This window comes from Neorhizobium sp. PAMB6630, assembly GCF_058242775.1.
Window position 1 is genome coordinate 2,884,863 of the sequence record NZ_CM177836.1, and the last position, 24,866, is coordinate 2,909,728.

Annotated in this window: 20 protein-coding genes; 9 read left to right on the forward strand and 11 right to left on the reverse strand. The window is 62.1% G+C overall.

Features of this window, described 5'->3' with window-relative positions; all coding sequences use genetic code 11:
* Positions 1–496: 496 nt before the first annotated feature.
* The 6 genes from AC4CWF_RS13880 to AC4CWF_RS13905 all read right to left on the reverse strand — a co-directional run bounded on the left by AC4CWF_RS13880 (position 497) and on the right by AC4CWF_RS13905 (position 8,233).
* Positions 497–934 carry an Ivy family c-type lysozyme inhibitor gene (locus tag AC4CWF_RS13880; RefSeq protein ID WP_491282235.1) on the reverse strand — a complete coding sequence of 146 codons (438 nt, stop codon included), beginning with the start codon at positions 932–934 and terminating at the stop codon, positions 497–499.
* Positions 934–4,395, reverse strand: coding sequence for a chromosome segregation SMC family protein (locus tag AC4CWF_RS13885; protein ID WP_491282236.1), 3,462 nt, complete (start codon positions 4,393–4,395; stop codon positions 934–936). The genes AC4CWF_RS13880 and AC4CWF_RS13885 overlap by 1 nt, the downstream gene beginning before the upstream one ends.
* 348 nt (positions 4,396–4,743) lie before the next feature.
* A complete protein-coding gene (locus AC4CWF_RS13890) occupies positions 4,744–5,448 on the reverse strand; it encodes a DsbA family protein (protein WP_491282237.1) in 705 nt (234 codons plus the stop codon).
* 148 nt (positions 5,449–5,596) lie between these two features.
* Complete coding sequence (locus AC4CWF_RS13895) at positions 5,597–6,094, reverse strand: DUF721 domain-containing protein (RefSeq protein WP_491282238.1); 498 nt, start codon at positions 6,092–6,094, stop codon at positions 5,597–5,599.
* The gene (locus AC4CWF_RS13900) at positions 6,091–7,335 is read right to left on the reverse strand and encodes an O-antigen ligase family protein (protein ID WP_491282239.1); all 1,245 of its coding nucleotides are present in this window, start codon (positions 7,333–7,335) and stop codon (positions 6,091–6,093) included. The genes AC4CWF_RS13895 and AC4CWF_RS13900 overlap by 4 nt, the downstream gene beginning before the upstream one ends.
* Positions 7,336–7,465: 130 nt before the next feature.
* A complete protein-coding gene (locus tag AC4CWF_RS13905) occupies positions 7,466–8,233 on the reverse strand; it encodes a glycosyltransferase family 25 protein (protein ID WP_491282240.1) in 768 nt (255 codons plus the stop codon).
* Positions 8,234–8,289: 56 nt separating this feature from the next.
* Between AC4CWF_RS13905 and mutY the strand changes: the two genes are divergently transcribed.
* Genes mutY through AC4CWF_RS13920 form a run of 3 tightly spaced genes read left to right on the forward strand, consistent with a single transcriptional unit; the run spans position 8,290 to position 10,334 of the window.
* Complete coding sequence (gene mutY, locus AC4CWF_RS13910; protein WP_491282241.1) at positions 8,290–9,369, forward strand: A/G-specific adenine glycosylase; 1,080 nt, start codon at positions 8,290–8,292, stop codon at positions 9,367–9,369.
* Positions 9,370–9,418: 49 nt separating this feature from the next.
* Complete coding sequence (locus tag AC4CWF_RS13915; protein WP_491282242.1) at positions 9,419–10,033, forward strand: HAD family hydrolase; 615 nt, start codon at positions 9,419–9,421, stop codon at positions 10,031–10,033.
* 4 nt (positions 10,034–10,037) lie between these two features.
* Positions 10,038–10,334 carry a putative quinol monooxygenase gene (locus AC4CWF_RS13920; RefSeq protein WP_491282243.1) on the forward strand — a complete coding sequence of 99 codons (297 nt, stop codon included), beginning with the start codon at positions 10,038–10,040 and terminating at the stop codon, positions 10,332–10,334.
* A 322-nt stretch (positions 10,335–10,656) separates the two neighbouring features.
* On the opposite strand, the gene AC4CWF_RS13925 is transcribed toward AC4CWF_RS13920, so the two are convergent.
* The 3 genes from AC4CWF_RS13925 to AC4CWF_RS13935 form a co-directional block, all read right to left on the reverse strand.
* Positions 10,657–11,787, reverse strand: a complete 1,131-nt coding sequence (locus tag AC4CWF_RS13925) for a site-specific DNA-methyltransferase (RefSeq protein ID WP_491282244.1) — start codon at positions 11,785–11,787, stop codon at positions 10,657–10,659.
* Between the two features lie 400 nt (positions 11,788–12,187).
* Positions 12,188–12,526, reverse strand: a complete 339-nt coding sequence (locus AC4CWF_RS13930; RefSeq protein ID WP_491282245.1) for an antibiotic biosynthesis monooxygenase family protein — start codon at positions 12,524–12,526, stop codon at positions 12,188–12,190.
* Complete coding sequence (locus AC4CWF_RS13935; RefSeq protein WP_491282246.1) at positions 12,523–12,852, reverse strand: NIPSNAP family protein; 330 nt, start codon at positions 12,850–12,852, stop codon at positions 12,523–12,525. Before AC4CWF_RS13935 ends, AC4CWF_RS13930 begins: the two co-directional genes overlap by 4 nt.
* Positions 12,853–12,925: 73 nt before the next feature.
* On the opposite strand from AC4CWF_RS13935, the gene AC4CWF_RS13940 reads away from it, so the two are divergent.
* Both AC4CWF_RS13940 and AC4CWF_RS13945 read left to right on the forward strand, forming a co-directional pair.
* Complete coding sequence (locus tag AC4CWF_RS13940; RefSeq protein ID WP_491282247.1) at positions 12,926–13,621, forward strand: ArsR/SmtB family transcription factor; 696 nt, start codon at positions 12,926–12,928, stop codon at positions 13,619–13,621.
* 114 nt (positions 13,622–13,735) lie between these two features.
* Complete coding sequence (locus AC4CWF_RS13945) at positions 13,736–14,422, forward strand: HAD family hydrolase (RefSeq protein ID WP_491282248.1); 687 nt, start codon at positions 13,736–13,738, stop codon at positions 14,420–14,422.
* Positions 14,423–14,464: 42 nt separating this feature from the next.
* Here the strand turns inward: AC4CWF_RS13945 and AC4CWF_RS13950 are convergent, their stop codons facing one another.
* A complete protein-coding gene (locus AC4CWF_RS13950) occupies positions 14,465–17,176 on the reverse strand; it encodes an autotransporter outer membrane beta-barrel domain-containing protein (protein ID WP_491282249.1) in 2,712 nt (903 codons plus the stop codon).
* A 238-nt stretch (positions 17,177–17,414) separates the two neighbouring features.
* On the reverse strand, positions 17,415–17,984 hold the full coding sequence (locus AC4CWF_RS13955; protein WP_491285402.1) for a PilZ domain-containing protein: 570 nt from the start codon (positions 17,982–17,984) through the stop codon (positions 17,415–17,417).
* Positions 17,985–18,257: 273 nt separating this feature from the next.
* On the opposite strand from AC4CWF_RS13955, the gene thrC reads away from it, so the two are divergent.
* From thrC to AC4CWF_RS13975, 4 genes are read left to right on the forward strand one after another with little or no spacing between them, the layout of a single operon-like run.
* Positions 18,258–19,655: a threonine synthase gene (gene thrC / locus AC4CWF_RS13960; protein WP_491282250.1), complete on the forward strand. Its 1,398-nt coding sequence runs from the start codon at positions 18,258–18,260 to the stop codon at positions 19,653–19,655.
* 26 nt (positions 19,656–19,681) lie between these two features.
* A complete protein-coding gene (locus AC4CWF_RS13965; protein ID WP_491282251.1) occupies positions 19,682–20,980 on the forward strand; it encodes a M16 family metallopeptidase in 1,299 nt (432 codons plus the stop codon).
* A gap of 60 nt (positions 20,981–21,040) precedes the next feature.
* Positions 21,041–21,655 carry a GNAT family N-acetyltransferase gene (locus AC4CWF_RS13970; protein ID WP_491282252.1) on the forward strand — a complete coding sequence of 205 codons (615 nt, stop codon included), beginning with the start codon at positions 21,041–21,043 and terminating at the stop codon, positions 21,653–21,655.
* A gap of 44 nt (positions 21,656–21,699) precedes the next feature.
* A complete protein-coding gene (locus AC4CWF_RS13975) occupies positions 21,700–24,555 on the forward strand; it encodes an EAL domain-containing protein (protein WP_491285403.1) in 2,856 nt (951 codons plus the stop codon).
* Positions 24,556–24,866 lie beyond the last annotated feature (311 nt).

Here is a 24,866-nt window from a genome sequence, read left to right on the forward strand (position 1 = left end):
ATTTCCCAGCCGACCTTACAAATCGCTCAAGTATAATTTGAATAAATCCGAAAATCAGACTTTGCGGGGCCGCCTGCTCCGGCCCCGCAAAGTCTTCCGGCAGGTACAGGAACCCCGCCGGGGGGTGCTTGAAACTGTATCGGGACACTGAAATCACTGAATGTCATCATAAGTTAAAATGATCAGAAATCAATCATTTTACATCGATAACGTCCTGTATTTCCGGCCAATTCTCAGGCAGACACTGGATAGACTTGATCAAAAGCAAAAACATTCGCGCAGATGCGATCAACAACAATCAGGCGCGATGCCGTTTTCGCTGTCGATGCGCCGTTTTACCGCGTAGACAGGGCCTCGATCAACCGGGTTTTTCAAATTTTCCCGTATATCCTGAATTTCGCGCGGCGGCAGACAAACGCGTATCAAAGGGGCACGCTTCTGACGCTATCCGTGCCGAAATACGCCACGACAAAACGACGAGGTGTGCGACAGTCGGTCAGATCCCCGGCAGGCGCAGCTGCGACAGGGCAGCTTGCGAGGGCGCACCAAGCAGCACTTCGCCAAGCTGCGCATCCTCCACCCGCAGCGATAGCGCATCACCCTCCGGCGAAAACAGCACCCGCAGCCGGCTTTGCCCGCATTTGCCGGCAAGGCAGGCGCCAAACAGTTCGGCCGGCTTGCCATCGACAGTAACGGCACGGGAAGCGCCGGAGACATAACGCGGATTGGAGATCATGTTGCGCACCCAGGAGGGCAGCGAGCGTGCGCCCCGCAACAGGGCCTGCAGGTTCTTCTCATGTTTTTCAGAGCTGCCGACCACCTGCTGCAGAAACCGCCCCGACTGTGCTTCTGCACCAAAGGCTGGGCCGCCGACGCAGGATAAGACCAGCACCAGCATCAAAAGCGTGCGCAGGAGACCGGCCATCACAGCCATCACACCGCCTCGCGCAACAGCTCTGCCGTCTGCAGATCGACCGACACCAGCTGGCTCACGCCCTGCTCTGCCATGGTAACGCCGAACAGGCGGTTCATGCGGGCCATGGTGATGGGATTGTGGGTGATGATGACAAAGCGGGTTTCGGTGGATGCCGCCATCTCGTCCATCAGGTTGCAGTAACGCTCGACATTGTGGTCGTCGAGCGGCGCATCCACTTCGTCCAGCACGCAGATAGGGGCGGGATTGGTGAGGAAGACGGCAAAGATCAGCGCCATCGCCGTCAGCGCCTGCTCACCACCCGACAGCAGCGTCATCGTCTGCGGCTTCTTGCCCGGCGGACGGGCGAGGATTTCGAGCCCGGCCTCCAGCGGATCGTCGCTTTCAATGAGTTGCAGTTCGGCCGTGCCGCCGTTGAAGAGATGGGTAAACAGCCGCTGGAACTGCGCATTGACCACATCGAAGGCGGCGAGAAGCCGCTCGCGCCCCTCGCGGTTGAGGCTCTGGATCGCCGAGCGCAGCTTGCGGATGGCATCGATGATGTCGTCGCGCTCCTTGATGAGGGCAGCGAGTTTTTCCGAAAGCTCCTTCTGCTCTTCTTCGGCGCGCAGGTTGACGGCGCCCAGCCGCTCGCGCTCGATCTTCAGCCGGTCGACATCGCGTTCCACGATGGCCGTATCGGGAAGGGCCGCACCGGGGGCAAGCCCTGCCAGCCGGAAGGCTTCATGCGGCTCGATATTCAGCGCCTGGCGAATGGCGTTTTCCATGTCGTGGCGGCGCTCGGCGGTGGAAACCAGCCGTTCTTCGGCGCGGCCGCGCTTTTCGCGCACGTCGGCAAGTTCCGCAAGCGCGGTTGCGGCCAGCTTGTCGGCCTCGCGCTGACGCGTTTCGGCTTCCGCCAGCGCATCGCCGGCCGCCCGCTTTGCAGCGTCCGCCTTGTCCAGCTCGTTCATCAGGGCGCGGCGCTTGTCGTCAAACTCTTCCGGCGCAAGATCGAGATCGGCCACCTCTTCGCGGGCTTCTTCCTCGCGCTCGCGAAGGGTTGCGATATGGTGGTCGGCGCTCGCGGCCCGGCTCGTCCAGCTCTGACGCTCCTGCGCAATCGCATTGAGACGGCGGCGGCGGGCCTCGATCTCGCGGGAAAACCCTTCATGGCGGGCACGCGCCTCGGCAAGGCTTGCGCGATCGGTGGCAACCGCCAGTTGCTGCTCGGCAAGCCGGCGTTCGACTTCGGACAGGTCAGGGGCGTCTTCAAGCTCGCTGCGCGCGTCTTCTTCCTGCGCCTGCAACTCCTCGATCTGGTCTTGGAACTGCTGGATGGCGCTTGCCACCACATCGCGGCGGCGCATCAGGTCACCGGCAGCGCGCTCGGCCTCAGCCAGCCGGTCGCGCGCATCCGACAGGTTGCGCTGGAGAATGCGAGAGCGCTCGCGGGCCTCGGTGAGATTGGCTTCCTCGACGCCGATCGCGGCGGAGGCATCAGCCAGCAGGCTTTCGGCCTCGGAGAGAAGGATCTGCGCCTCGTCCACCTCCGCCTCCAGTTCCGACAGACGGTTCTTCTGGGCAAGGCGAAGGGCGGCAGCACTCGGCGCTTCCGAACCAGTGACATGGCCATCCCAGCGGTAAACAGCGCCTTCCCGGGTGACGAGCCGCTGGCCCGGTTTCAGCTGCGGCAGAAGAGTGTGTGCGTCTTCAGCAGCGACCACGCCGATCTGGTTGAGGCGGCGCGACAATGGCTGAGGTGCCGTCACATGGCGGGCAAGCGGCGTCACATCCGCCGGCAGGGCGGGATCGCCCGCGCCATCGCCATTGCCGGCCCAATGGGCGGGCGCTTCGGCATCAAGCGGGCTGTCAAGATCATCGCCAAGCGCCGCACCCAGTGCCGTCTCGAACCCGCGGTCAACGCGAATGAGTTCAGCGGCCGGCGTGAAAGCCCCGGCCGCCATGCCGGCCGCCAGCATGCGCCTGATCGTGCGGGCTTCGGTTTCAAGACCGTTCAACGTCGCCCGCGCCGCCTCGACCGGCCGGCGCGCCTCGATTTCGCTCTGGCGGGCGCGGGCAAGGGCTGCTTCCACATCCTCGATGGCAAGACCTGCATCCTCGACAGCACCTTCCGCCACTTCCACCGCCTCGCGACGCTCCTGCGGGTCGGCCAGTCCGGCAAGCTGATCGGCCAGCGCCTCGGCCTCGCCCTTGGCGTCGGACAGCTGACGGTCGAGCCGCAGGCGACGGTCGGCGATATCGCGGATGGTCCGCTCCAGCTGCGTGCGGCGGGCAGAGGCCTCGGCGCGCTCGGCGGTCACCTCGGCAAACAGCCGTTCGCTGTCGGCAAGCCGGGCGGCGGCCTCGGCAAACAATTCGCGGGTTTCTTCCGCCTCCTCGCCCGATTGCGCCAGAAGCTCGCCGAGTTCTTCCTCTTCCGAATCCAGACGGGCGATCACCTGCGCATTCTCTGCCATCAGCTGCTCTTCGCGGCGGATATCTTCAGCAAGCTGGGCAAGACGGCGGGCGAGATCGTCGCGGCGGCGCAGGAGGCGTCCGGCCTCTTCCTCCAGCTGGCCGCGGGCGATCTGCAGGCGCTGCAGTGCTGCACCGGCGCTGGCTTCGGCTTCACGCAGTTCCGGCAGTTTCAGGCTGGCGATGGCTTGCGCCTTTGCCGCCTCCATCTGGTTTTGCGCCTTTTCGGCCACCAGCGAGGTTGCCTGGTTGAGCGCGGTATTGGCCTCATTCTCGGCGTCGCGCGCCAGAACCCAGCGGATATGCAGGAGCATGGCTTCGCGCTCGCGGATATCGGCCGACAGCATCTTGAAGCGGTTCGCCTGACGGGCCTGACGCTTCAGGCTCTCGATCTGGCTTTCGAGCTGCGAGGTGACATCCTCCAGACGCTCCAGATTGGTTTCGGCCGCGCGCAGGCGCAGTTCCGCCTCATGGCGGCGCGAATGCAGGCCGGAAATGCCGGCCGCCTCTTCCAGCAGCTGGCGGCGTGCCTGCGGTTTGGCCTGGATGAGTTCGCCGATGCGCCCCTGCCCCACCATGGAGGGCGAGCGGGCGCCGGTGGAAGCATCGGCAAACAGAAGCTGCACATCCTTGGCGCGCGCTTCCTTGCCGTTGATGCGGTAGAGCGAGCCCTGCTCGCGCTCGATGCGGCGCGACACCTGGATCTCGTCGCTATCGTTGAAGCCGGAAGGTGCCGTGCGGTCGCTATTGTCGAGGTAAAGCGCCACTTCCGCCGAATTGCGCGCCGGGCGGTGGCCGGAGCCGGAAAAAATCACGTCGTCCATGCCGGATGCGCGCATGTTCTTGTAAGAATTTTCCCCCATCACCCAGCGCAGCGCCTCGACAAGGTTCGACTTGCCGCAACCGTTCGGCCCGACAACACCGGTCAGGCCCGGCTCGATGACAAACTCGGTCGGTTCCACGAAGGATTTGAAGCCGACGACACGCAGCTTGTTGAACTTCATCGGGCCACCCCGATGGCGGGCGGCTGGATGTGAAGGGCTACGAAAGAGGTGCGACGCGTCGGAGCAAGATTCAACCCCCTCTGCCCTGCCGGGCATCTCCCCCACAAGGGGGGAGATATGACGCGGCAAGCGCCCCATTTCTGAAACAGACGGCGCGGCCGGGTTAAGCCCTCCCCCTTGTGGGGAGGGTTTGGGAGGGGACTTGTCTCATATGCGATTGTTCCGGGGCAGAGGGGGGCAGCCCCGCCCGCAAACTCGCCTGCGCACTGAGCCGTCATCCACTTGATCGACCCATAAAAAACGGGCGCACAGCTTTCGCCGGCGCCCGTTTCCATCAAAACGGCCAGATCAGAGAAGGCTGTCGAAAAGGGCAGACATGGCTTCAACCGACATGTCTCCAGAATAATGTTTGCCATTGATCAGGAAGGTGGGCGTGGAGTTCACCTTGAACTCGTCCGCGCCGCGCTTCATCGTGGCGTTCACATCATCGAGAAGCTTCTGGTTCGTCAAGCAGGCTTCGAAGCTCTCCTGTGTAAAACCGGCAAGTTTCGAGTTCTGCAGCAGGGCGGCGCGCACATTGCCGTCCGCCGGGGCTGCCCAGGCGCGCTGCTGCTTGAACAGCATGGAGACCATGGCGAAATAGGCGGCCGGCTCGGAAAGCTCCGCCGGCTTCTGCGGGTTGCAGCGCGCCAGCATGAAGGCAGCGGTCGCAACCGGATCGAACGGGAATTCGCGCACGATGAAGCGCACCTTGCCGGTATCGATATATTTCTGCTTGATCGGTTCGAACGTGGTGTTGTGGAAATGCGCGCAGTGCGGGCAGGTCATCGACATGTATTCGACGACCGTTATCGGTGCATTGGCTTCGCCCATCGCCATTTCCGGCAGCGGGCCGGGCTTCAGAACCTCTGCCATATCCACCGTGCCGGTCGATTCGGGCAGGTCCACCGCAAAGGCCTTAGAGGCCATGCCGATGACCGGCAGGCTTGCGGCGGTAACGGCCACGCCGCCCATCAGATGGCGCCGGGTGAGAGAAAGGGAGCTGATCGGCATGAATGACACCTATTGTTCAATGGAACGCGAAAATCTGAAGAATTCCGTATCGCGCCGGGAAGACCGCGACAAGCACAACAGTTGCCACTCTTCTCAAACAATTGTGACAGAGTGGAGATGGCCCGCAAAAAGCGAAGTGGGCGGTCCGCTATCGCTTGCGCGGCACCGGCTGCATCACGGCGGTGCCCAGCCGCTCGACGGCGCGGCGCAGCGCCTCGTTCTCGATGCCGTCCATCATGTCGGACAGCCGTTTGGCCGCATCGCCCCTCAGCGGCTGCGGCGGGCGGCGATGGCGCGTGGAGACGCTGACCGGCTTCTGCACGATGCGCATCTGGCGGATGGCCGGAAAACCGAAGAAGCCGTTGATCCGCTCGATCAACTCACCCTGCGCATGGGCGAGAAACAGGGCGCGCGCGCCCTCGCAGGCAATGGTGAGAACGCCGGCCTGATAACCCGCCTCTTCTGCGCCATCGCGGCGCGGCCAGGCGATCTTTTCGGGCCGTGTGCAATCGGCAAATTCCTCGCCGGCAATCTCATCCCAGGAGCCGAGAAGCGCTGTGGAAATGCCGGCACGGCGCGCCAGCACCGGGTCCATCAGGCCATTGGCGATTTCAGCGATCTGGCGGGGTATCGGGCGTCTGCTCATGCAGGAGCCTTTGACCGTTCCGCTGCCGGCGTCAAGAGCTGCAGGCGCCGAACCTGTGCAATCATCACGCCGCTGAACAGCATGATCGTTGACATGCAAAGCTCGTGGTAAAATGGATCGTGCAGCATGCCGAAGGCAACCGCGGTGAAAGTCACATAAAGCGCGGCGCGCTTGGCGCTGTCTTCGAGCGGACTTGAGATCACCGTCCAGAGAAAACCGAACAGGATGGCGAGCATGAAGGCCAGCCCCAGCACGCCGTTTGCCAGCAGTTCCTGCAGCACGATGTTATGCGGATGCTTGAAGCCTTCGAGCATACCGGCATTCGGCCCGGCGACCGCCTTCATGTCGGTAAACATGTCCATAAGGCCGACACCGGTCAGCGGATGCGCCTCGATAACCGTCATGGCCGATTGCCACATGACGAGCCGGATATCCCCCGACTGCATGTCGCGGTCCGGCGCACCCTCGACATAATAGTTGTAGACGGTAACGAAACGCTCGGTCAGCATGCTCTGCACCGGAGGCGCAAGCAGCAGCAGCAGGATGCCGATCGACGCGCCGACATAAGCCCGGTTGCGCAGCCGCGGCCGCCAGTCGAGGCTGCACATGACGAATTCGACGAGGCACAGCACTGGCATGACGACCAGCACGGCCCGGGTCTGCGTGAGGAAGATCGGAAAACAGGCCAGCAGCAGATAAAGCAGGCCATTCGGCAGCAAGCGTGGCGGATGCTTCAGGCGGATGGTCGACATGCCTGCGGCAATCGCGATGAGGAAGGCAACGATGGCGGCATTGCCCTGCCCGTCGTAGCGCTCTGCCACGCCACCCTCCTCAATGAGCGTGCCAAGCGCCAGCACGACCGCGCCATAAATGCCGATCCGCGCGCCGAGAACGAAATGCCGCAGCGGGTGGCGCACGAGACAAAGGCCCGGCGTAATGAAGGAGAGGCCAAGCAGCAGGCACATGAACCCCAATTGCCGGTTGCCCGCCTCGATTTCGCCGCGCCAGGCAATGAGGGACAGCGAAAACAGCGCATAGACCGACACGAGCCCGCCCCAGGAGCGCAGGTGACGCAGGAACCGGCGGCGGTTGGATAATGTCACATACAGCCCGGCAAGCCCGAAAAAACCGGCAACCACAAGCGTGACCGAGATATAAAGCGTAAACGTTGCGGACGCGGCCGTGACCATCCAGCCGTCAATGCGCCTTCGATACAGGAGGGTCTGCTTGAATGTCGGCATCACAGCATCCGGCTCACGTCCGGTGGCAAAGGCATCACCTGCAATGCAGTCTCCTTGATCCGGGCCCTCCTGCACGTCAGGGGGCCGCTCCTTGGGAACCTAGCGCTTACTCCTGCCATGTCGAGCGATCTCAGACGAAAAAACCGGCTTGTGCTCGCAAAAATGCCTCGCGCGTCCGAAACAGATGCGTCGGCATTTTTTTCCACCCGCGCAGCTTGTGCTGGCGATAATCCGCCCGGTGCGCGATCATCGTATCCTGCCGAAGGGTGCCGAAATCGAGAAGGTTTTCCTTCACTGTCAACACCGGCACCTGATGGTTCCACACCCGCTCCAGCGCCATGTCGAATGGCAGCGACATCGGCAGCAGGCGGGAGACCAGCTTTTGCGCGGCCCCGCGTGTGACGAGATAACAGGCGGCAGAACCCTGCGGGCCGAAGAGACAGCGCCCGACATGATCGCCCAGCGCGCTGACCGCCGTCTCGCGAAAGGCGACAACGCGGTGGTTGACCAGTTTCACCACCGCATCGGCAGGCACGACATCGAGGATGGCAGCGGTGCGGGCAACGAGATCCGGCGACAGCGACACATCATCCTCAATGATAATGGCCGCATCCTGTCCGCTGTCGACCAGATGCGCCAATGCCTTCAGGTGGCTACGATAACAGCCGTATTCGCCTGAAATCATCGGGCGGCCATTGCGGCGGCGGAAGAGGTTGAGATCGACATCCTGCCACATTTCCTGCGGCACGGCCCCGCCATCGACGCCGGAAATGGGCGAAAGGGAAATGCCGAGTTCCAGCGCCTGACCTTCGATCAACTGCCGCCGGGCGGCTGCCCGTTCGATATTGATGAGGAGGACCGGCAATTGTCTGTCTGCTGCCATTGGCTTCAACGTCACCGCACTTTATCTCTTGGGGGCCAGATCATCCGATCGCTCGAACCCGCACCGGATCCATGCCCGCTTCACCTCACCCAAGCCTCACAGCCGCACTGCTTGCCTGGTACGACCGCCACCACCGCGAACTGCCGTGGCGGGTTTCACCGCGCCAGCGCGCTGAAGGCATCAAAGCCGATCCATACCACATCTGGCTATCGGAAGTGATGCTCCAACAGACAACGGTGCAGGCGGTCAAGCCTTATTTTCTGAAATTCCTGTCGCTGTGGCCAACCGTCAACGATCTGGCGGCAGCCCCTGTGGACGATGTCATGGCCGCCTGGGCGGGGCTCGGTTATTATGCGCGGGCGCGAAACCTGAAAAAATGCGCCGAAGCGGTGGCCGCCGATCACGCCGGTGTTTTTCCCTGTACCGAGGACGGTCTGCGGGCGCTGCCGGGCATTGGCGATTATACCTCGGCGGCCGTCGCCGCGATTGCCTTCGACCGCCCTGCCGCCGTGATGGACGGCAATGTGGAGCGGGTGATTTCACGGCTTTATGCAATCTCCGACCCGCTGCCGGGATCAAAACCGGCAATGAAGGCAAAGGTGCGCGACCTGACGCCCGAGGTAAGGCCCGGCGATTTCGCCCAGGCCATGATGGATCTCGGCGCCACGATCTGTACGCCAAAACGCCCGGCCTGCGCGCTCTGTCCCTTCAATGCCGACTGTCTGGCGCTAAAACACCACGATCCGCAAAACTTTCCGGTGAAAGCCGCGAAGAAAGAAAAGCCGGTGCGGCAGGGTGCGGCCTTCGTCGCCGTCTCGGCGGATGGAAACATTCTTCTGCGCCGGCGCATCGACAGCGGGCTTCTGGGCGGCATGACGGAGGTGCCGACGACCGCCTGGACCGCGCGGCTTGACGGCGGCATCAGCCGAGATGATGCACCGTTCAAGGCGGACTGGCAGATGGCCGGCGTGATCACCCACGTCTTCACCCATTTCGAACTGCGCCTCACGGTTTTTCGCACACGGGTGGAGACGGAGGAAGAGGCCGGCGGCTGGTGGCATGCGGTAACGGAGCTGGAGACACAAGGCTTGCCGACCGTCATGAAAAAAGCGATCACTCAGGCTATTCCATTGGCTTTCGCGCCCGCCTGACAGTTTTTTTGGCATCGCTGGGCACCATTTTTAAATCCTGGGAGTTTTCATGAGCATTTCCATCGACCACATCGTTTTCGACATTGGCAAGGTGCTGATCCATTACGATCCGAACCTGCCCTTTTCCCGCATCATTCCCGATGCCGACGAACGCCGCTGGTTCTTTGAAAACGTCTGCACCCACGAGTGGAACCTGGAACAGGATCGCGGTCGCGAATGGGCGGTGGCCGAAGCGGAACTCATTGCAAGGCACCCCGAGCGCGAGGAGCAGATCCGCGCCTTCCGCAAGCACTGGCCGGAAATGGTGCCGCACGCCTATGACGGCAGCGTCGAAATTCTCGAAAAATTGATCGCTGACGGCCGCGACGTCACCATGCTCACCAACTTCGCCGCCGACACGTTTGTCGAGGCGCGCAAAATGTTTCCCTTCCTCGACAAACCGCGCGGCGTGACGGTGTCTGGCGAGATCTTCCTCATCAAGCCGGATGTGGACATCTACCACATGCACGCCAACAATTTTGGCCTCGACCCGGCGCATACGCTGTTCATCGACGATGCCTTGGCAAACGTCGAGGGCGCAAAAGCTGCCGGCTGGCAGGCGGTGCATTTTGTCAGTGCCGAAAAGCTGCGGGCGGATCTCGCGGGATTTGGGATTTCGGTTTGAGGCCATGAACACAGAAAACATCTACCTCGACGGCCATATCGATATTCCGACAGAGCGGCTGGCGGATGTAACCGCCGCCCTTCCCGCGCATGTGGCGCTGACGCGCGCCGAGGCAGGCTGCCTGTCTTTTAACGTGACGCCTTGCGCCACGGTGCCGGGCCGCTTTTTGGTCTCGGAAGTCTTTTCCGATCGCGCCGCCTTTGACGCGCATCAGGAACGCACACGCAATTCGGCCTGGTTTGCGGTGACTGCGGGCATTCCCCGCGATTATACGATCCGCAGCGGTGACGCGCCTGCCTGAGACTGGCCTTTGAACGGAAACGCCCGCCACATTGTCGTGCGCGGGCGTTTTGCCATCCGGGACTGGAACCGGATGGGAAAATCATCGTCGGAGGCGGTGGATCAGGTCTGCGGCGATGAGGCCGTGTCAGGAAATACCCCATCTGTGGCAAAGACGGGGCAAACAATCCGGTTTTTGGACCTCACCATGATAGCGGGAACAGGCGCTGTGCCGGTTCGCCCCTCTCTGTCCTGCCAGGCTGATTAGGCTTGAGCCTGGCAAGGCAGAAGGAGGTAAACCTAGACGCTAGGAGCCCGATCCAAGCCCTCCCCAAAAAGAACCGTCAGCCAAGCTTGCCCATGCCGGCGCGGACGATGGCGCGCAGGTCGTCGATCGGCTTCAACACGCCTTTTTCCTCGAAATGCCAGAAGGTCCAGCCGTTGCAGGTGTCAAAGCCCTGCACCTTGGCGCCAACGCGGTGGATGGAGCCGGCCTCGCCGCCGGCGACCAGCGTGCCATCGGCGCGCACGATGGCGCTGACGCGGCGTTTGGCATCCGTCAGCACCTGGCCGGGCTTGACCATGCCGCTTTCCACGAGCGTGTTGAAGGCGACGCGCACCTCGGCCTTCTTGCCAGTGAGAACCGTCAGTTCCACCTTGCCGAGCGGCTCGACGGCAGCGATGCGCTCGGAGGCTGCATCGATGTAATCCTGCTCGCGCTCGATGCCGACAAAGTTGCGGCCGAGGCGTTTGGCAACGGCACCGGTGGTGCCCGAGCCAAAGAAGGGATCGAGAATGATATCGCCGGGCTTGGTGGAGGCCATGATGATGCGGGCGAGAAGCGCTTCCGGCTTTTGCGTCGGATGCACCTTCTTGCCGTCATCGCCTTTCAGGCGCTCATGGCCGCTGCAGATGGGAAACAGCCAGTCGGAGCGCATCTGCACGTCGTCGTTGGAGGCCTTCAGCGCATCGTAGTTGAACGTATAGGATTTTGCCTTGGCATCGCGGCTTGCCCAGATCAGCGTCTCGTGCGCGTTCTGGAACCGGCGGCCCTTGAAATTCGGCATCGGGTTGGTCTTGCGCCAGACCACGTCGTTCAACAGCCAGAAGCGCAGGTCCTGCAGCATGGAGCCGACGCGAAAGATGTTGTGATAGGAGCCGATGACCCAGATCGTGCCGTTCGGCTTCAACACGCGCCGGCAGGCGAGCAGCCAGGCGCGGGTAAACGCGTCATAGGCCTGAAAGCTTTCGAACTGGTCCCAGTCGTCATCGACCGCATCGACCAGCGACTGGTCGGGACGGTGCAGCATGCCGCCAAGCTGGAGATTGTAGGGTGGATCGGCAAAGATCACATCGACCGACTGGTCGGGAAGCGCCTCGAGGGCGGCCACGCAATCGCCCTTGATGATGGAGTTGAGCCAGGTGTTCGGACGCACCTCGGCCTTCAGGTCTACAAGCGGGAGAACGGCTGCCATCTGATACTCGCTATACGCTGACTCGGATACGTTTACTGACTGTTATGGTTACCTAGTTTGGTTACCAAACCCTGAAGCAGCGATGGCAAATGCGAGAAATAATCGGGATGGCGGCAAAGCCTCGATGGGATTATGTTAAGGACCTGAGACAGGACAAGGTGATGAGGGCGAGGCAAGCCGCCCCCTCATCCGCCTGCCGGCACCTTCTCCCCGAGGGGAGAAGGGCGAAAGCCGAACTGTCGGCGCATCACTAAACAGGGCCACCTACGGGCTGCCCTCCACGGACACACTGGCCGGTTAGGGCGGACCGCAGCGGCAGTGCCCCCCTTCTCCCCCGCGGGGAGAAGGTGCCCGAAGGGCGGATGAGGGGGCGGCTTGCGCGTCGGTAGACAGAAAGCCTCTAAACCGCCTCCCCCTCCCCCGGCGCTTCATCCCGCTCGAACATGCCGTAGTCGCGCAGCACATGGCCGATGCGCAGGCGGTAATCGGCAAAAAGCGTTGCCCTGCCCTCGCGTTGTGCGGCACGATGCGCCTCGACGTTGCGCCAGGCCTTTACCGCCGCCTCGTCGCGCCAGAAGGAGAGCGACAGGATCTTGCCGCGCAGGGTGAGGCTCTCGAAGCGTTCGATGGAGATGAAGCCGTCGATCTGCTCCAACTCGACGCGTAGCGCGCCGGCGAGATCAAGGTAACGGTGGCGTTCGCCCACATAGGGCACCACCTCGAAGATGACGGCGATCATGGCGAAACCTTCGGCCCATGCGGCAGCGACAGGTTTTTGAGGAACAGCCGGTCCTCCTTCAGGATGAAGCGTTCGCGCTTTGCAAATGCATAGTTTTCACGCCCCAGCGGATCGTCGCGCAACCGCGCCCGATAGGCTTCGTAGGCGGCGAGGTTTTCGATGTTATAGATGCCGTAGGCGGTCGTGGCCGATCCTTCGTGCGGGCCGAAATAACCGATGAGATCGGCACCGCAGCGGGGAATGGCCTGCCCCCAGGCTTTGGCATAGGCGGTAAACTCAGCGTCCTTGAACGGGTCGATTTCATAGCGAATGAAGCAGGTGATCATGGATGTCTCTCCGTTGTCGATGGAGCCATCATGCCCTGTTGCGCAACGAGAATGCTTCGTCTACCATCGAAGCATGAAAGAAGGACCCGACATTGCCCGCATTGGAACGCTGATCGGCGATCCCGCCCGCGCCAACATGCTGACCGTGCTGATGGGCGGCGAGGCGCTGACGGCAAGCGAGCTGGCGCAGGCCGCCGGCGTGAGCCTGCCGACGGCAAGCGCCCATCTTTCGAAGCTGGAGGATGGCGGGCTGCTGACGCAGCGCAAGCAGGGTCGCCACCGCTATTTTGCGCTATCTGCGCAGACGGCGGCACTTCTCGAAACCATCATGGGTTTTGCCGCAAGCCGCGGGCACCTTCGCCACCGCCCCGGCCCGAAAGATCCGGCGCTGCGGCAGGCACGCGTCTGTTACGATCATCTCGCCGGAGATTTTGGCGTACGCATGCTCGACAGCCTGTTTGAGCGCGGTGCGATTTTAGCTGATGGCGAGACGCTGGAACTGACGCCGCGCGGAAAAACCTTCATCTGCGACATGGGCATTGATGTCGATGCGCTCGCCTCCCCGCGCCGCCCGCTCTGCAAGGCCTGCCTCGACTGGAGCGAACGGCGCTCGCATCTGGCAGGGGCGCTCGGCAAGGCGCTTCTTTCGCATTTCCTCGATACCGGCCTTGCCAAGCGCCAGCCCGATAGTCGGGCGATAACCTTCACGCGCATGGGCAAAAGCCGCTTTCTGGCCCTTTTCCCGGTCCACGACGCAGACGCTGCCTGATTGTTATCGACGCCCTCGTCGTGTAGGGGAGGCAGATCAGGGCGCCCGGCCACGGTTTTTTTGGCAGGGCCGGCAGTCCCCGGCCTCTAACCATGTAAAAAAGAGCTTTTTATCATGAGCGGTTTTGACCTCATCATTTTTGACTGCGACGGCGTTCTCGTCGATTCGGAAATCATCGCGGCGCAGGTGGAATCCCGCCTGCTGACGGAAGCCGGTTATCCGATCAGCGTCGAGGAAATGGGCGAGCGTTTTGCCGGCATGACCTGGAAAAACATTCTTCTGGCCATCGAGAAGGAAGCCGATATTCCGCTCTCCGCCACGCTCATCGACAAGTCGGAAAAGCTGCTCGACGCGCGGCTTGCCCGCGACGTGAAGGTCATAGAAGGCGTCAAGTTCGCCCTGTCGAAGCTCACCACGCAAAGCTGCATCTGCTCCAATTCCTCCAGCCAGCGGCTGGACATGATGCTGACCAAGGTCGGCCTCAAGCCCTATTTTGCGCCAAATATCTTTTCCGCCAAGGATCTCGGCCCCGACCGGGTAAAACCCAAGCCGGACATTTTCGAGCATGCGCTGAACGCATTTGGCGTATCGCCCTCGCGCGCCGTGGTCATCGAGGATTCCGTCCATGGCGTCCATGGCGCGGTTGCTGCCGGCTGCCGGGTCATCGGCTTTACGGGTGCCTCGCACACCTATCCGAGCCATGCCGACCGCCTGACGGATGCCGGCGCCGAAACCGTGATTGCCCGCATGAGTGATCTGCCGGCCACGATTACGGCGCTCGCCGAATGGGTCGTGGTCTAACAGGCTGTGAGGCCGAACCTCTTTTAAAAACGTTGATCGCCGTCAGAACGAGCCGGCGAGCAAGATCGTAGCGCGGTTGCTGACGACATTGTCGGAGAAGAGGCCGTTCCAGTTGAGGGTGAGGCGGATGGCAGGCGCCAGCTGCGCCTCCAGCCCGGCCTTGATGATCACAGCGTCGCGGGCAAGCGGCACGCCCTCGACGCTGAACGACTGACCGCCGGCATAGGTGAAGCCGGTGGCGGGCGTGAGATCGCCGATGCCATGGCGCCAGCCGAGTTCGCCGCTCATCGTCACCGGGATATCACCGAACGGAACGGTGGTTTCGGCGCGAAGCCCGAGCGTCGTCAGCGTGACATCGTCGACGCTTTTTCGGGCCGTCAGCGCTGCAATGCCGCCGTCTTCCGCAAAACCATCCGTATAGAGTCGCACGCGGGCGATATTGGCAAAGGGCGACAGGGTGAAATCGCCGGCGCGGATATCGGTGGAGACCTCGGCAAAGACCTGCGCCGTATCGCTGTCGTAATCGCTGGAAAGGCTTTCGGACACAGAACCGAAATCCACCCGCCGGTCCACAGACACGCGATTGCCGGACCAGACGGCGCCGGTGCTGACCGTCACCGGCCCAAGCCAGGTGCTGGCATAAAGCCCGGCGTGATAGCTGTCGACGTCGCCGCTGTCATGGCTTGCCGTTTCAGACACGGATTTGCGGCTGGCGCCGGCCACGACCCCAACGCGGGCGCCCTCGAAACGGTCGCTGTCGAAGAGAATGCCATCGGCGCCCAGAAGCGCGCCCGTCAGCCGGCTTTTCACCTCTTCCGCATTGCCATCGCCACCGATCTGCGTTCTGGCGCCGAACACGGCAGCCCAGAACGTATCCTTGCCCGCCTCATCCTTGCGCATGCGCTCCAGCACCTGATCGCGCGTAAACTGGCTGTCTTCCAGAAGGGTGGATTTGAGCGAGGCGTGGAAATCGCCGTCCAGTTGCTCAAAGGAAGCCGGGGCTTCGTCGCGCCCGAGCGAAACGACGGCGCGGTAGAGCGGGTCGGTGGAGGCAAGGCCGTCGGCGGCCGCCGCCGCTGCCCGTCCATTGGCTGTTTCGGCCACCGAGGCAAACGACACGGCATTGCGATCGAGATCGAAACTCACGTTCGTCGCGCCATAGGTCAGCAAGGGCGACAGGAAGGCGAAATCGGAGACGACGCTGGAAAACTGACCCGAGACCGCATTTGCCGTCAGGATTGTGTATGTCGTGCCGGGCACATAGACCTCATCTGCCGCCACGATCTGCAGCGTGGCGTCGGAAATCTGCGCCGTGCCGCCCACCGTCACGAGGTCGGATGCACCGCTTGAGGCGATATCGACCACATAGGTCGAGCCGGAATCGAGTGTCAGGTTTCCGGTCACATTCATCGTGGCAAGCCCCGACCCCGGCGACAGGATACCGCCCGCACCGACCGACAGCGTGCCGACGCTGCCGGTGCCGGACAGGATACCGGTGCCGAAGACATCGAGAAGGCCAAGCACCGCGCCATCGTTGACCAGCGTGCCGCCGGAGACGTTGGCTGCGCCTGAAATCGTGCCGCTGTTTTCAAACAGGCCATCGGTGTTGGACAGCGACGCCACGGTGCCGCCGTTGGAAAACTGGCCGGCATTGCTGACGGTACCGGATGTTGCACCATTGTTGTTGACGACGCGGCCACCAGTGCCGACGGAGACATCAGCAAGGCCGGAATTGTTGGTGAGCGTACCGCCGGAAACGGTCGTCGTGCCCGTCACCGTGCCGCCGGCATTGTTGGTAAAATTGCCGGCGGTATTGGAGAGCGAGGCGATTGTTCCGGCATTGCTGACCGTGCCGGCATTCGAAACGTCACCCGCGGTCGCACCGGTATTGTTGGTAAAGATGCCGGACGCATCGACCGAGACATCGCCAAAACTGGCATTGTTGGTAACGGTGCCACCGGAGATCTGCGTTGCGCCTGTGACCACGCCACCGGAATTGTTGGTGAAGCTGCCGGCCGTGTTGGCAAGCGAGGACAGCGTGCCGGCATTGGAGGTATTTCCGGCATTTGCCACCGCGCCAGCCACGGCCCCGCTATTGTTGACGAAGATCGCGTTGGCCGAGACATCTACTCCGGCTGCCGTGCCGTTATTGGTGAACGTGCCGTCGCGGACCTCGGTCTCGCCGGCAATCGTGCCGGTGGAATTGTTGATGGCTATCCCGCCCGTTTGAACGGTGAGGCCGGCCATCGTGCCATTATTGGTGAAGGGGGCGGTGGAAACGCTGGTATCGCCGGTGATCGTGCCATCGTTGACGGCACTGCCGCCCATCAGGAAGAGATCGCCATCGAGCATGCCGGAGATGGAGAGCACGCCGCCGCTCACCGTCACGCCCGAAGACAGCGTGCCGCCAACCAGAACCTCGATCTGCCCGGCAGACAGCAGGGTTCCGTTGCCAACCGTCAGTGCGTCCTGAACGCGAAGCGTGCCGCCGCTGACGGCAAGGCTCGAAACAGCAGCATCAGGAGACACGATGGCAACACCGCTCGCAATCTCTGCCGCATCACTCGGGCCCGGTGCTACGGGATCCGTCGACCAGTTGCCGCCATCGGAAAAATCGCTGCCGGCATTGCCGGTCCATGTGGCGGAGGAGGATTGCGCGAAAACAGCAGCGGCCGGCACCACTGCCATGCCAGAGACGAGCGCCGTGGACAACCAAAGGCGAGGCCCGCAGATCCCGCGTCTGCCGTTCATCATCGCCCTCCCCCAACAAGTAGATCGCAAGCTGTATCGCTGCCGTTATCCAATCTAAATTAGAATTTAAGGGTTAAGAAACGTTTAAAATGCAGGTGCAACACAGGATACCTGTCGCATATCAGGAAAACGCATCGACGGGTGCCGGTCACCGCCCCGCCGGCCCATGGCAGTCACGCGCAAAAAAGCCGGTCCCGTCGCAACGGAACCGGCTTTTTGCGGGGAAAAGGCTGAATTGAACTCAGCGCTTCTTGCGCGACGTTTTTGCAACCGACCCTTCGTCGAAGCCCAGACGGACACGGGTGAAACGGGAATTTCCGCTGGCAGCGGTGTTCGGGATCGACACATCGGCCTTGTTGAAGATGAACTGCGTCGAGCCTTCGGCGGGAACATCGACCGGGAAACTGACGGACTGCGAATAGATGACGTTGTCGCCATCGACCACTTCCACCACGACCGGCAGCGTCACGCGGCCGGATTTTCCGGCGGGGCCGAGGATGAGGCGGCCCTGCGCCACGACATTGATCGTCATCGTCGCTTCGTTTGCCGAGCAGGCGCGGGTCGCATCGGCAAGCGAGGCGCGGTAGATCAGCTTGTCCGGATCGTCCTTGGCGTTGCCGGCATAGGAACTGCGCACCGCCGTTTCATCCCGCAGCACGACCGGCGGGCAATAGGCCTGCACCACAGGTGCCACCGGCTGGGCTACCGGTTCGGCAGCCGAAAGGCCGGAGGTTGGGGCGGAGGAATTGCAGCCGGCAAGAATTGCAAGAAGCGAAACCGAGACAAACTTGAGCGATGACTGGCCAGACACGTAATGCAACCCTTTTCTTCCCAACCGTCCCTGAATAGGCATTCCGGGCTTTCACGGCAAATTTTGATGGTCTATATCAGCGGCGCACGGAAAAATCGATTGGGATTGCAGCCGAATTTTGTCTGAAGCGTTGTTTGCAGGAGGAGCGGCCGAATTTGGCCTTGAGACAGACCTCCTGCAGAGAAAACGACAGGCAGCTTGTGCCGCCTCTTTCGAAAGCCTGCGCCGCCGTCCGGCACGGACAGATGAACACGCGATCCTGGGACCGATATCTTGGAATATATTTCTACTCGCGGCGATGCGCCCGCTCTTGGCTTTCGTGATGCGCTGCTGGCAGGCCTTGCCCGCGATGGCGGGCTTTACCTGCCGCGCGAATGGCCGCAGCTGTCGAAGAAGGATATCCGGGGCCTGCGCGGCAAGTCCTACCAGGATGTGGCCTTTACCGTTCTCTCCTTCTTCGTTGATGGCGAAATCCCCGATGAAGTGCTGCACCGCATGATCGACGAGGCCTATGCCACCTTCCGCCATCCAGCCGTTGTGCCGCTGGTGCAGCTCGGCCCGAATGATTTTGTCGCCGAGCTTTTCCACGGCACGACGCTGGCGTTCAAGGATGTGGCGATGCAGCTTCTGGCGCGTCTCATGGACTATGTGCTGGCCGAGCGTGACGAGCGCGCCACCATTGTCGGCGCAACGTCTGGCGATACCGGCGGTGCTGCGATCGATGCCTTTGGCGGGCGCGAACGCACAGATCTCTTCATCCTCTTCCCGCATGGCAAGGTGTCGCCCGTCCAGCAGCGGCAGATGACCACGTCCGGCCATAAGAACGTGCATGCGCTTTCCCTGCACGGCAATTTTGATGATTGCCAGGATCTGGTGAAAGCCATGTTCAACGACGTGGCCTTCCGCGAAAGTGTCAACCTGTCCGGCGTCAACTCCATCAACTGGGGACGCATCATGGCGCAGGTGGTGTATTTCTTCACCACCGCCGTCTCGCTTGGCGCACCCGACCGGAAAGTGTCGTTCACCGTTCCCACCGGCAATTTCGGCGATATTTTTGCCGGCTACGTGGCAAAGCGCATGGGTCTTCCCATCGACCGGCTGGTGATTGCCACCAATGACAACGATATTCTCGCCCGCACGCTGAAAACCGGCCGTTACGAGATGAAGCCGGTCATGGCGACCTCGTCGCCGTCGATGGATATCCAGATTTCCTCCAATTTTGAGCGTCTGCTGTTTGAAGCCTATGGTCGTGAGCCCTCGGCCGTGCGCACCGCCATGTCCGGCCTTCGCCAGTCCGGTGCGTTTGAGATAGAGGCCGAGGCGCTGAAATTCATCCGCCGCGATTTCCGCGCCGGTCGCGCCACACAAAAGCAGGTGGCAGAGACGATCCGCGCGACGCTTGCAACCACCGGCTATCTGCTCGACCCGCACACCGCAACCGGCGTTTTCGTCGCCTCCAAGCACGCAAAACCGGCAAGCCCGATGGTGACGCTGGCCACCGCCCACCCCGCCAAGTTCCCCGCGTCCGTAGAATCCGCTTGCGGAATTCATCCAGCGCTCCCATCATGGCTCGCTGATTTAATGACGAGGGAGGAGCGCTTCGACCTGTTGGAACCCGAGCTTAAGGCGGTCGAAACCTATATCGGCCAGCATGCACGGGCAAAAGCGTGAAGGCCGAAGTGCCGGAAAGACAGACAATGAATGTTGAAATCACCCGGCTTGCCTCCGGGTTGACTGTCGTTACGCAGAACATGCCGCATCTGGAAAGCGTCGCGCTCGGCGTCTGGATCAAGTCCGGCGCCCGCAACGAGACCACCGACGAGCATGGCATTGCCCATCTTCTCGAACACATGGCTTTCAAGGGCACGGCGCGCCGCAGCGCCCGTGACATTGCCGAGCAGATCGAGAATGTCGGCGGCGAGCTGAACGCGGCGACCTCGACGGAAACCACGTCCTATTATGCCCGCGTGCTGAAGGACCATGTGCCGCTCGCCATCGATATCCTCGCCGATATCCTGACCGAATCCGCCTTCGACGAAGACGAGCTGGAGCGTGAAAAACACGTCATCCTGCAGGAAATCGGTGCAGCAAACGATACGCCCGACGATGTGGTCTTCGACCGTTTTTCCGAAGTTGCCTACCGCGACCAGACCATCGGCCGGCCCATTCTCGGCACGCCGGAAACGGTCAAATCCTTCACGCCGGACCAGATCCGCGGATATCTGTCGCGCAATTACACGACCGACCGCATGTTCATCGTGGCCGCCGGCTCCGTCGATCACGATACGCTGGTCAAGCAGATCGAAGACCGGTTTTCGCTCCTGCCGACGAAGCCTGCAACCTCGCCCATCTTCGAGCCCGCCCGTTATCTCGGCGGCGACGTGCGCGAAACCCGCGACCTCATGGATACGCAGCTGCTTCTCGGTTTCGAGGGCAAGGCGTATCACATGCGTGATTTCTACTGCTCGCAGATTCTCGCCAACATTCTCGGCGGCGGCATGTCGTCGCGCCTCTTCCAGGAAGTGCGCGAGCATCGCGGCCTGTGTTATTCGGTCTATGCCTTCCACTGGGGTTTTTCCGACACCGGCATCTTCGGCATCCATGCCGCGACCGGCGGCGAAGACCTGCCGCAACTGGTGCCTGTCATCATCGATGAGCTGCGCAAGTCTTCCGAAGTCATCCATCAGCAGGAAATCGACCGCGCCCGTGCCCAGATCCGCGCCCAGCTTCTGATGGGCCAGGAAAGCCCGGCAGCGCGCGCTGGCCAGATTGCCCGGCAGATGATCCTCTACGGCCGCATCATTCCGAACGGGGAAATGATGGAAAGGCTGGAGGGGATCACGACTTCGCGATTGACCGATCTTGCCGGACGGCTGTTTTTCGATACAGTTCCAACATTGTCCGCCATCGGCCCGGTTGAAAAGCTGGCATCCCTGTCGGACATCACGGCGGCGCTGTCTGCGCCGGACGTGGGGCGACACAAGGCAATCGGCTGATCACGGCGCAATTCCGCTCCGTCGATCGTGTTGCAACGGGCGGGGCGGAACGGGCAGAGGATGACGCGATCGGTGTTTCGGTTCTTGTCACGTCAGCCGGAGATGCCGGAGCTTTACGGCGATCACCACATGCTGCGCCTTGCGCGCTACACAGATTACCGCGCGTGGTACAGGCTGCGCTCGGAAAGCCGCCAGTTCCTGCAGCCGTGGGAACCCACCTGGCGCCATGACGAGTTGACGGAGGCCTCGTTTCGCGCCCGCGTCACCCGTCATACACAGGAATTCTCGTCAGGCCTTGCGGTGCCGCTTTTGCTCTTTCACCGCGACGACATGAGCCTGCTTGGCGGGCTTACCATCGGTTATATCCGCCGGGGGGCAGCCCAAAGCTGCATGGTTGGATACTGGATGGGTGAAAAACAGGCGGGCCAAGGTCATATGTTTGCCGCACTCCGTCTTGTAGTACCCTACATCTTCACCGGGCTTCAGTTGCACCGCATCGAAGCGGCCTGTATCCCGGAGAACTGGAAGAGCGTACGGCTGTTGGAAAAAGCCGGTTTCGAACGGGAAGGTCTTTTGCGGAAATATCTGAAAATCAACGGCGAGTGGCGGGATCACACCCTCTATTCCCTGCTTTCGGGCGACCCGGTGGACGTGAAGGTGCAGGCCGAGCGATGAACAGGCCAGGCGCACCCGTATCCCCTCTCCTCACCCGGCTGGCGATGGTCTTCGCCTGCCTTTTCCTCATGCTGCCCGGTGCAGCACTTGCCTTCGAGCCGGTGAAGATCTCCCGCGACGACCGCGCGCTGGACCTGACGGCCACCACCGACATCTATGCCAACCAGGGCGAGGCGTTTCAGGTGTCCACCGCCGCCGGTTCCGATGGCATTCGCCGGCGCATCGAGGTGCGTTCGGCAACCCCCGGCCACCAGGGTGACTGGGCCGTCTTTGCGCTTGCCAACGTTTCGGAAGAACAGCTGGAGCGCGTCATCGTCGCCCCGCATTTCCGCCTCGTCGGCTCGCGCCTCATCTGGCCGGATCTCGGTTCGCAGCGCATCACGGCAATCACCCCATCGGAAGGTTTTGCCCTCGACCGCGTGGCAAGCCCGGATGCCGACGTGTTCCGCATCACGCTGAACCCCGGCTCGGTCATCACCTTCGTGGCGGAACTGACCTCGCCAAATCTGCCGCAGATCTATCTGTGGGAGCCGGACGCCTACAAGGACACCGTCAACTCGTTCACGCTTTATCGCGGCATCGTGCTCGGTATTGCAGGCCTGCTTGCCGTCTTCCTCACCATCCTCTTCGTGGTGAAGGGCACCTCCATGCTGCCGGCGGCGGCAGCCCTTGCCTGGGCGGTGCTTGCCTATATCTGCGTCGACTTCGGTTTTCTCGAAAAGCTGATCAGCATCACCTCCAGCGACGAGCGAATATGGCGAGCGGGCGCCGAGGTGGCGCTGGCCTCCTCGCTGGTGATTTTCCTGTTTGCCTATCTCAATCTCAACCGCTGGCATGTGCATCTGGGTTATGCCACCTTTGCCTGGGTGATCGGGCTTGCGCTGCTGTTCGGCGTTGCCATCTACGACCCCTCGATTGCCTCTGGCATTGCCCGCATCTCGCTGGCGCTGACGGCAACCGCCGGCATTTTCCTCATCATCTATCTCGGCCTCAACCGGTTTGACCGGGCGATCCTTCTGGTGCCCACCTGGGCGCTGATCCTCGTCTGGCTGTTCGGCGGCTGGCTGACGGTGACGGGTAAACTCGACAACGACATCATCCAGCCGGCGCTCGGCGGTGGCCTCGTTCTCATCGTTCTCCTCATCGGCTTTACCGTGATGCAGCACGCCTTTGCCGGCGGCGCCTATCAGCAGGGCCTGTTTTCCGATCTGGAACGCCAGTCGCTGGCGCTGATGGGCAGCGGCGATACGGTCTGGGACTGGGATGTGGCCCGCGACCGTCTGGTGACGACGCCTGATATTTCGCTGCGGCTTGGCCTGTCGCCCGGCTCCATGCACGGGCCGGTGCGCAACTGGCTGCCGCGCCTTCACCCTGACGACCGCGATCGCTTCAAGGCGACGCTCGACGTGCTGCTGGAACACCGCAAGGGCAAGCTGAACCACGAGTTCCGCATCCGCGCCGAAGACGGGCATTTCCACTGGCTGCAAATCCGCGCCCGCCCGGTGCTCGGATCGAACGGCGAAATCATCCGCTGCGTCGGCACCATCGTTGATGTGACGGAGCCGAAAAATTCCGTCGAGCGGCTTTTGGCCGACGCCATGCATGACAACCTGACCGGCCTGCCGAACCGACAGGTGTTTCTCGACCGGCTGCAATCGGTGCTGACCATTGCCGCCACCAGCGATGCGGTGCGCCCGACGGTACTGGCCATCGACATCGACCGCTACAAGCAGGTGAATGACAGTCTTGGCATTGCCGCCGGCGACAACATTCTGATCGCGCTGACGCGGCGCCTGCGCCGCCTGTTGAAGCCGCAGGATACGCTGGCGCGTATTTCCGGCGACCAGTTCGGCCTCATCCTCGTCTCCGAACGCGATCCCGGCAAGGTGGCCGATTTTGCCGATGCGGTGAGCAAGGCAATCATGGTGCCGATCAACTTTGCCAATCGCGAGGTGATCCTGACGGCCTCCATCGGCCTCTCCTCCTGGGTGGATCAGCAGGAAAGTGCCGCAAGCCTGCTTGGTGATGCAGAGCTTGCCATGTACCGCGCCAAACGCGCCGGCGGAAACCGGGTGGAGCCGTTCCGCCCCGCCTTCCGCAGCAATGGCACGCCGGACCGCTTGCAGATCGAGACCGATCTTCGCCGGGCGCTGGAACGAAACGAACTGACGCTCGCCTACCAGCCGATCATCCGGCTCGACAATGGCGAGATCGCCGGCTTCGAGGCGCTGATGCGCTGGGAGCATCCCAAGCGCGGCAGCATTCCGCCCGGCGAGTTCATTCCCATTGCCGAAATGTCAGACCTCATTGGTCCGCTCGGTATGTTTGCGCTGGAAAGTGCGACGGCCGACCTCACCACCTGGGAAAAGCAGACGGGCGAGCTGCCGGTGTTCATTTCGGTCAACCTGTCGAGTGCGCAGCTGCTGAACGCCGATCTCTACACCGAAATCCGCTCGCTCCTCAGCCGCACGCATTTCGACCCGGGCCGGCTGAAGCTGGAGCTGACGGAATCCATGATGCTGGAAAATCCGGAACAGGCACGCCTTGTTCTGGCAAAACTCAAGGAAACCGGCATCAGCCTGGCGCTCGATGATTTCGGCACCGGCTATTCCTCGCTGTCACACCTGACGCAGTTCCCCTTCGACACGATCAAGCTCGACAAGTCGATCGTCGCCAATCCCTCCGACCGCGGCGCGGTTCTCCTGCGCTCGGTGATTTCCATGGCGCGGCAGATGGAGATGACGGTGGTGGCCGAAGGCATCAGCTGCGACGAGGATGCGGGCGACCTTGCCAAGATGGGCTGCCAGTTCGGCCAAAGTTTCCTCTTCGGCGCCCCGATGCCGCCGGATGCCGTTCAGCGCCTGCTGAAGGAACGTTTTCCGCTGACCAAACGCGCTTGATTGTCTGTGAACGCAGGCACGCCAGACTGCCTACAATCACGTTCGTACTTTAGATTGGGCAAGCAGATGGCCGCGGGGGACCTTCTCCCCGTCATGACGGGGAGAAGGTCGCGGCAGCGGGATGAGGGGCAACTTCGCGCTAGCCACCATCAATTTAGAGAGCCCCTCACCCGGCACGCGGTAAGGCTATCGTATTTGAAATAAGCCCCTCTCTGCCCTGCCGGGCATCTCCCCCACAAGGGGGGAGAACCGACGCGGCAAGCGTCCTGCTTCTGTATCAGACGGCGCGGCCGGGTTAAGCCCTCCCCCTT

Coding starts and splice junctions, on each gene's coding strand:
- AC4CWF_RS13880 (WP_491282235.1), bottom strand. CDS start 934: ATGGCTGTGATGGCCGGTCTCCTGCGCACGCTTTTGATGCTGGTGCTG.
- AC4CWF_RS13885 (WP_491282236.1), bottom strand. CDS start 4,395: ATGAAGTTCAACAAGCTGCGTGTCGTCGGCTTCAAATCCTTCGTGGAA.
- AC4CWF_RS13890 (WP_491282237.1), bottom strand. CDS start 5,448: ATGCCGATCAGCTCCCTTTCTCTCACCCGGCGCCATCTGATGGGCGGC.
- AC4CWF_RS13895 (WP_491282238.1), bottom strand. CDS start 6,094: ATGAGCAGACGCCCGATACCCCGCCAGATCGCTGAAATCGCCAATGGC.
- AC4CWF_RS13900 (WP_491282239.1), bottom strand. CDS start 7,335: ATGCCGACATTCAAGCAGACCCTCCTGTATCGAAGGCGCATTGACGGC.
- mutY (WP_491282241.1), top strand. CDS start 8,290: ATGCCCGCTTCACCTCACCCAAGCCTCACAGCCGCACTGCTTGCCTGG.
- AC4CWF_RS13915 (WP_491282242.1), top strand. CDS start 9,419: ATGAGCATTTCCATCGACCACATCGTTTTCGACATTGGCAAGGTGCTG.
- AC4CWF_RS13920 (WP_491282243.1), top strand. CDS start 10,038: ATGAACACAGAAAACATCTACCTCGACGGCCATATCGATATTCCGACA.
- AC4CWF_RS13925 (WP_491282244.1), bottom strand. CDS start 11,787: ATGGCAGCCGTTCTCCCGCTTGTAGACCTGAAGGCCGAGGTGCGTCCG.
- AC4CWF_RS13930 (WP_491282245.1), bottom strand. CDS start 12,526: ATGATCGCCGTCATCTTCGAGGTGGTGCCCTATGTGGGCGAACGCCAC.
- AC4CWF_RS13935 (WP_491282246.1), bottom strand. CDS start 12,852: ATGATCACCTGCTTCATTCGCTATGAAATCGACCCGTTCAAGGACGCT.
- AC4CWF_RS13940 (WP_491282247.1), top strand. CDS start 12,926: ATGAAAGAAGGACCCGACATTGCCCGCATTGGAACGCTGATCGGCGAT.
- AC4CWF_RS13945 (WP_491282248.1), top strand. CDS start 13,736: ATGAGCGGTTTTGACCTCATCATTTTTGACTGCGACGGCGTTCTCGTC.
- AC4CWF_RS13950 (WP_491282249.1), bottom strand. CDS start 17,176: ATGATGAACGGCAGACGCGGGATCTGCGGGCCTCGCCTTTGGTTGTCC.
- AC4CWF_RS13965 (WP_491282251.1), top strand. CDS start 19,682: ATGAATGTTGAAATCACCCGGCTTGCCTCCGGGTTGACTGTCGTTACG.
- AC4CWF_RS13970 (WP_491282252.1), top strand. CDS start 21,041: ATGACGCGATCGGTGTTTCGGTTCTTGTCACGTCAGCCGGAGATGCCG.
- AC4CWF_RS13975 (WP_491285403.1), top strand. CDS start 21,700: ATGGTCTTCGCCTGCCTTTTCCTCATGCTGCCCGGTGCAGCACTTGCC.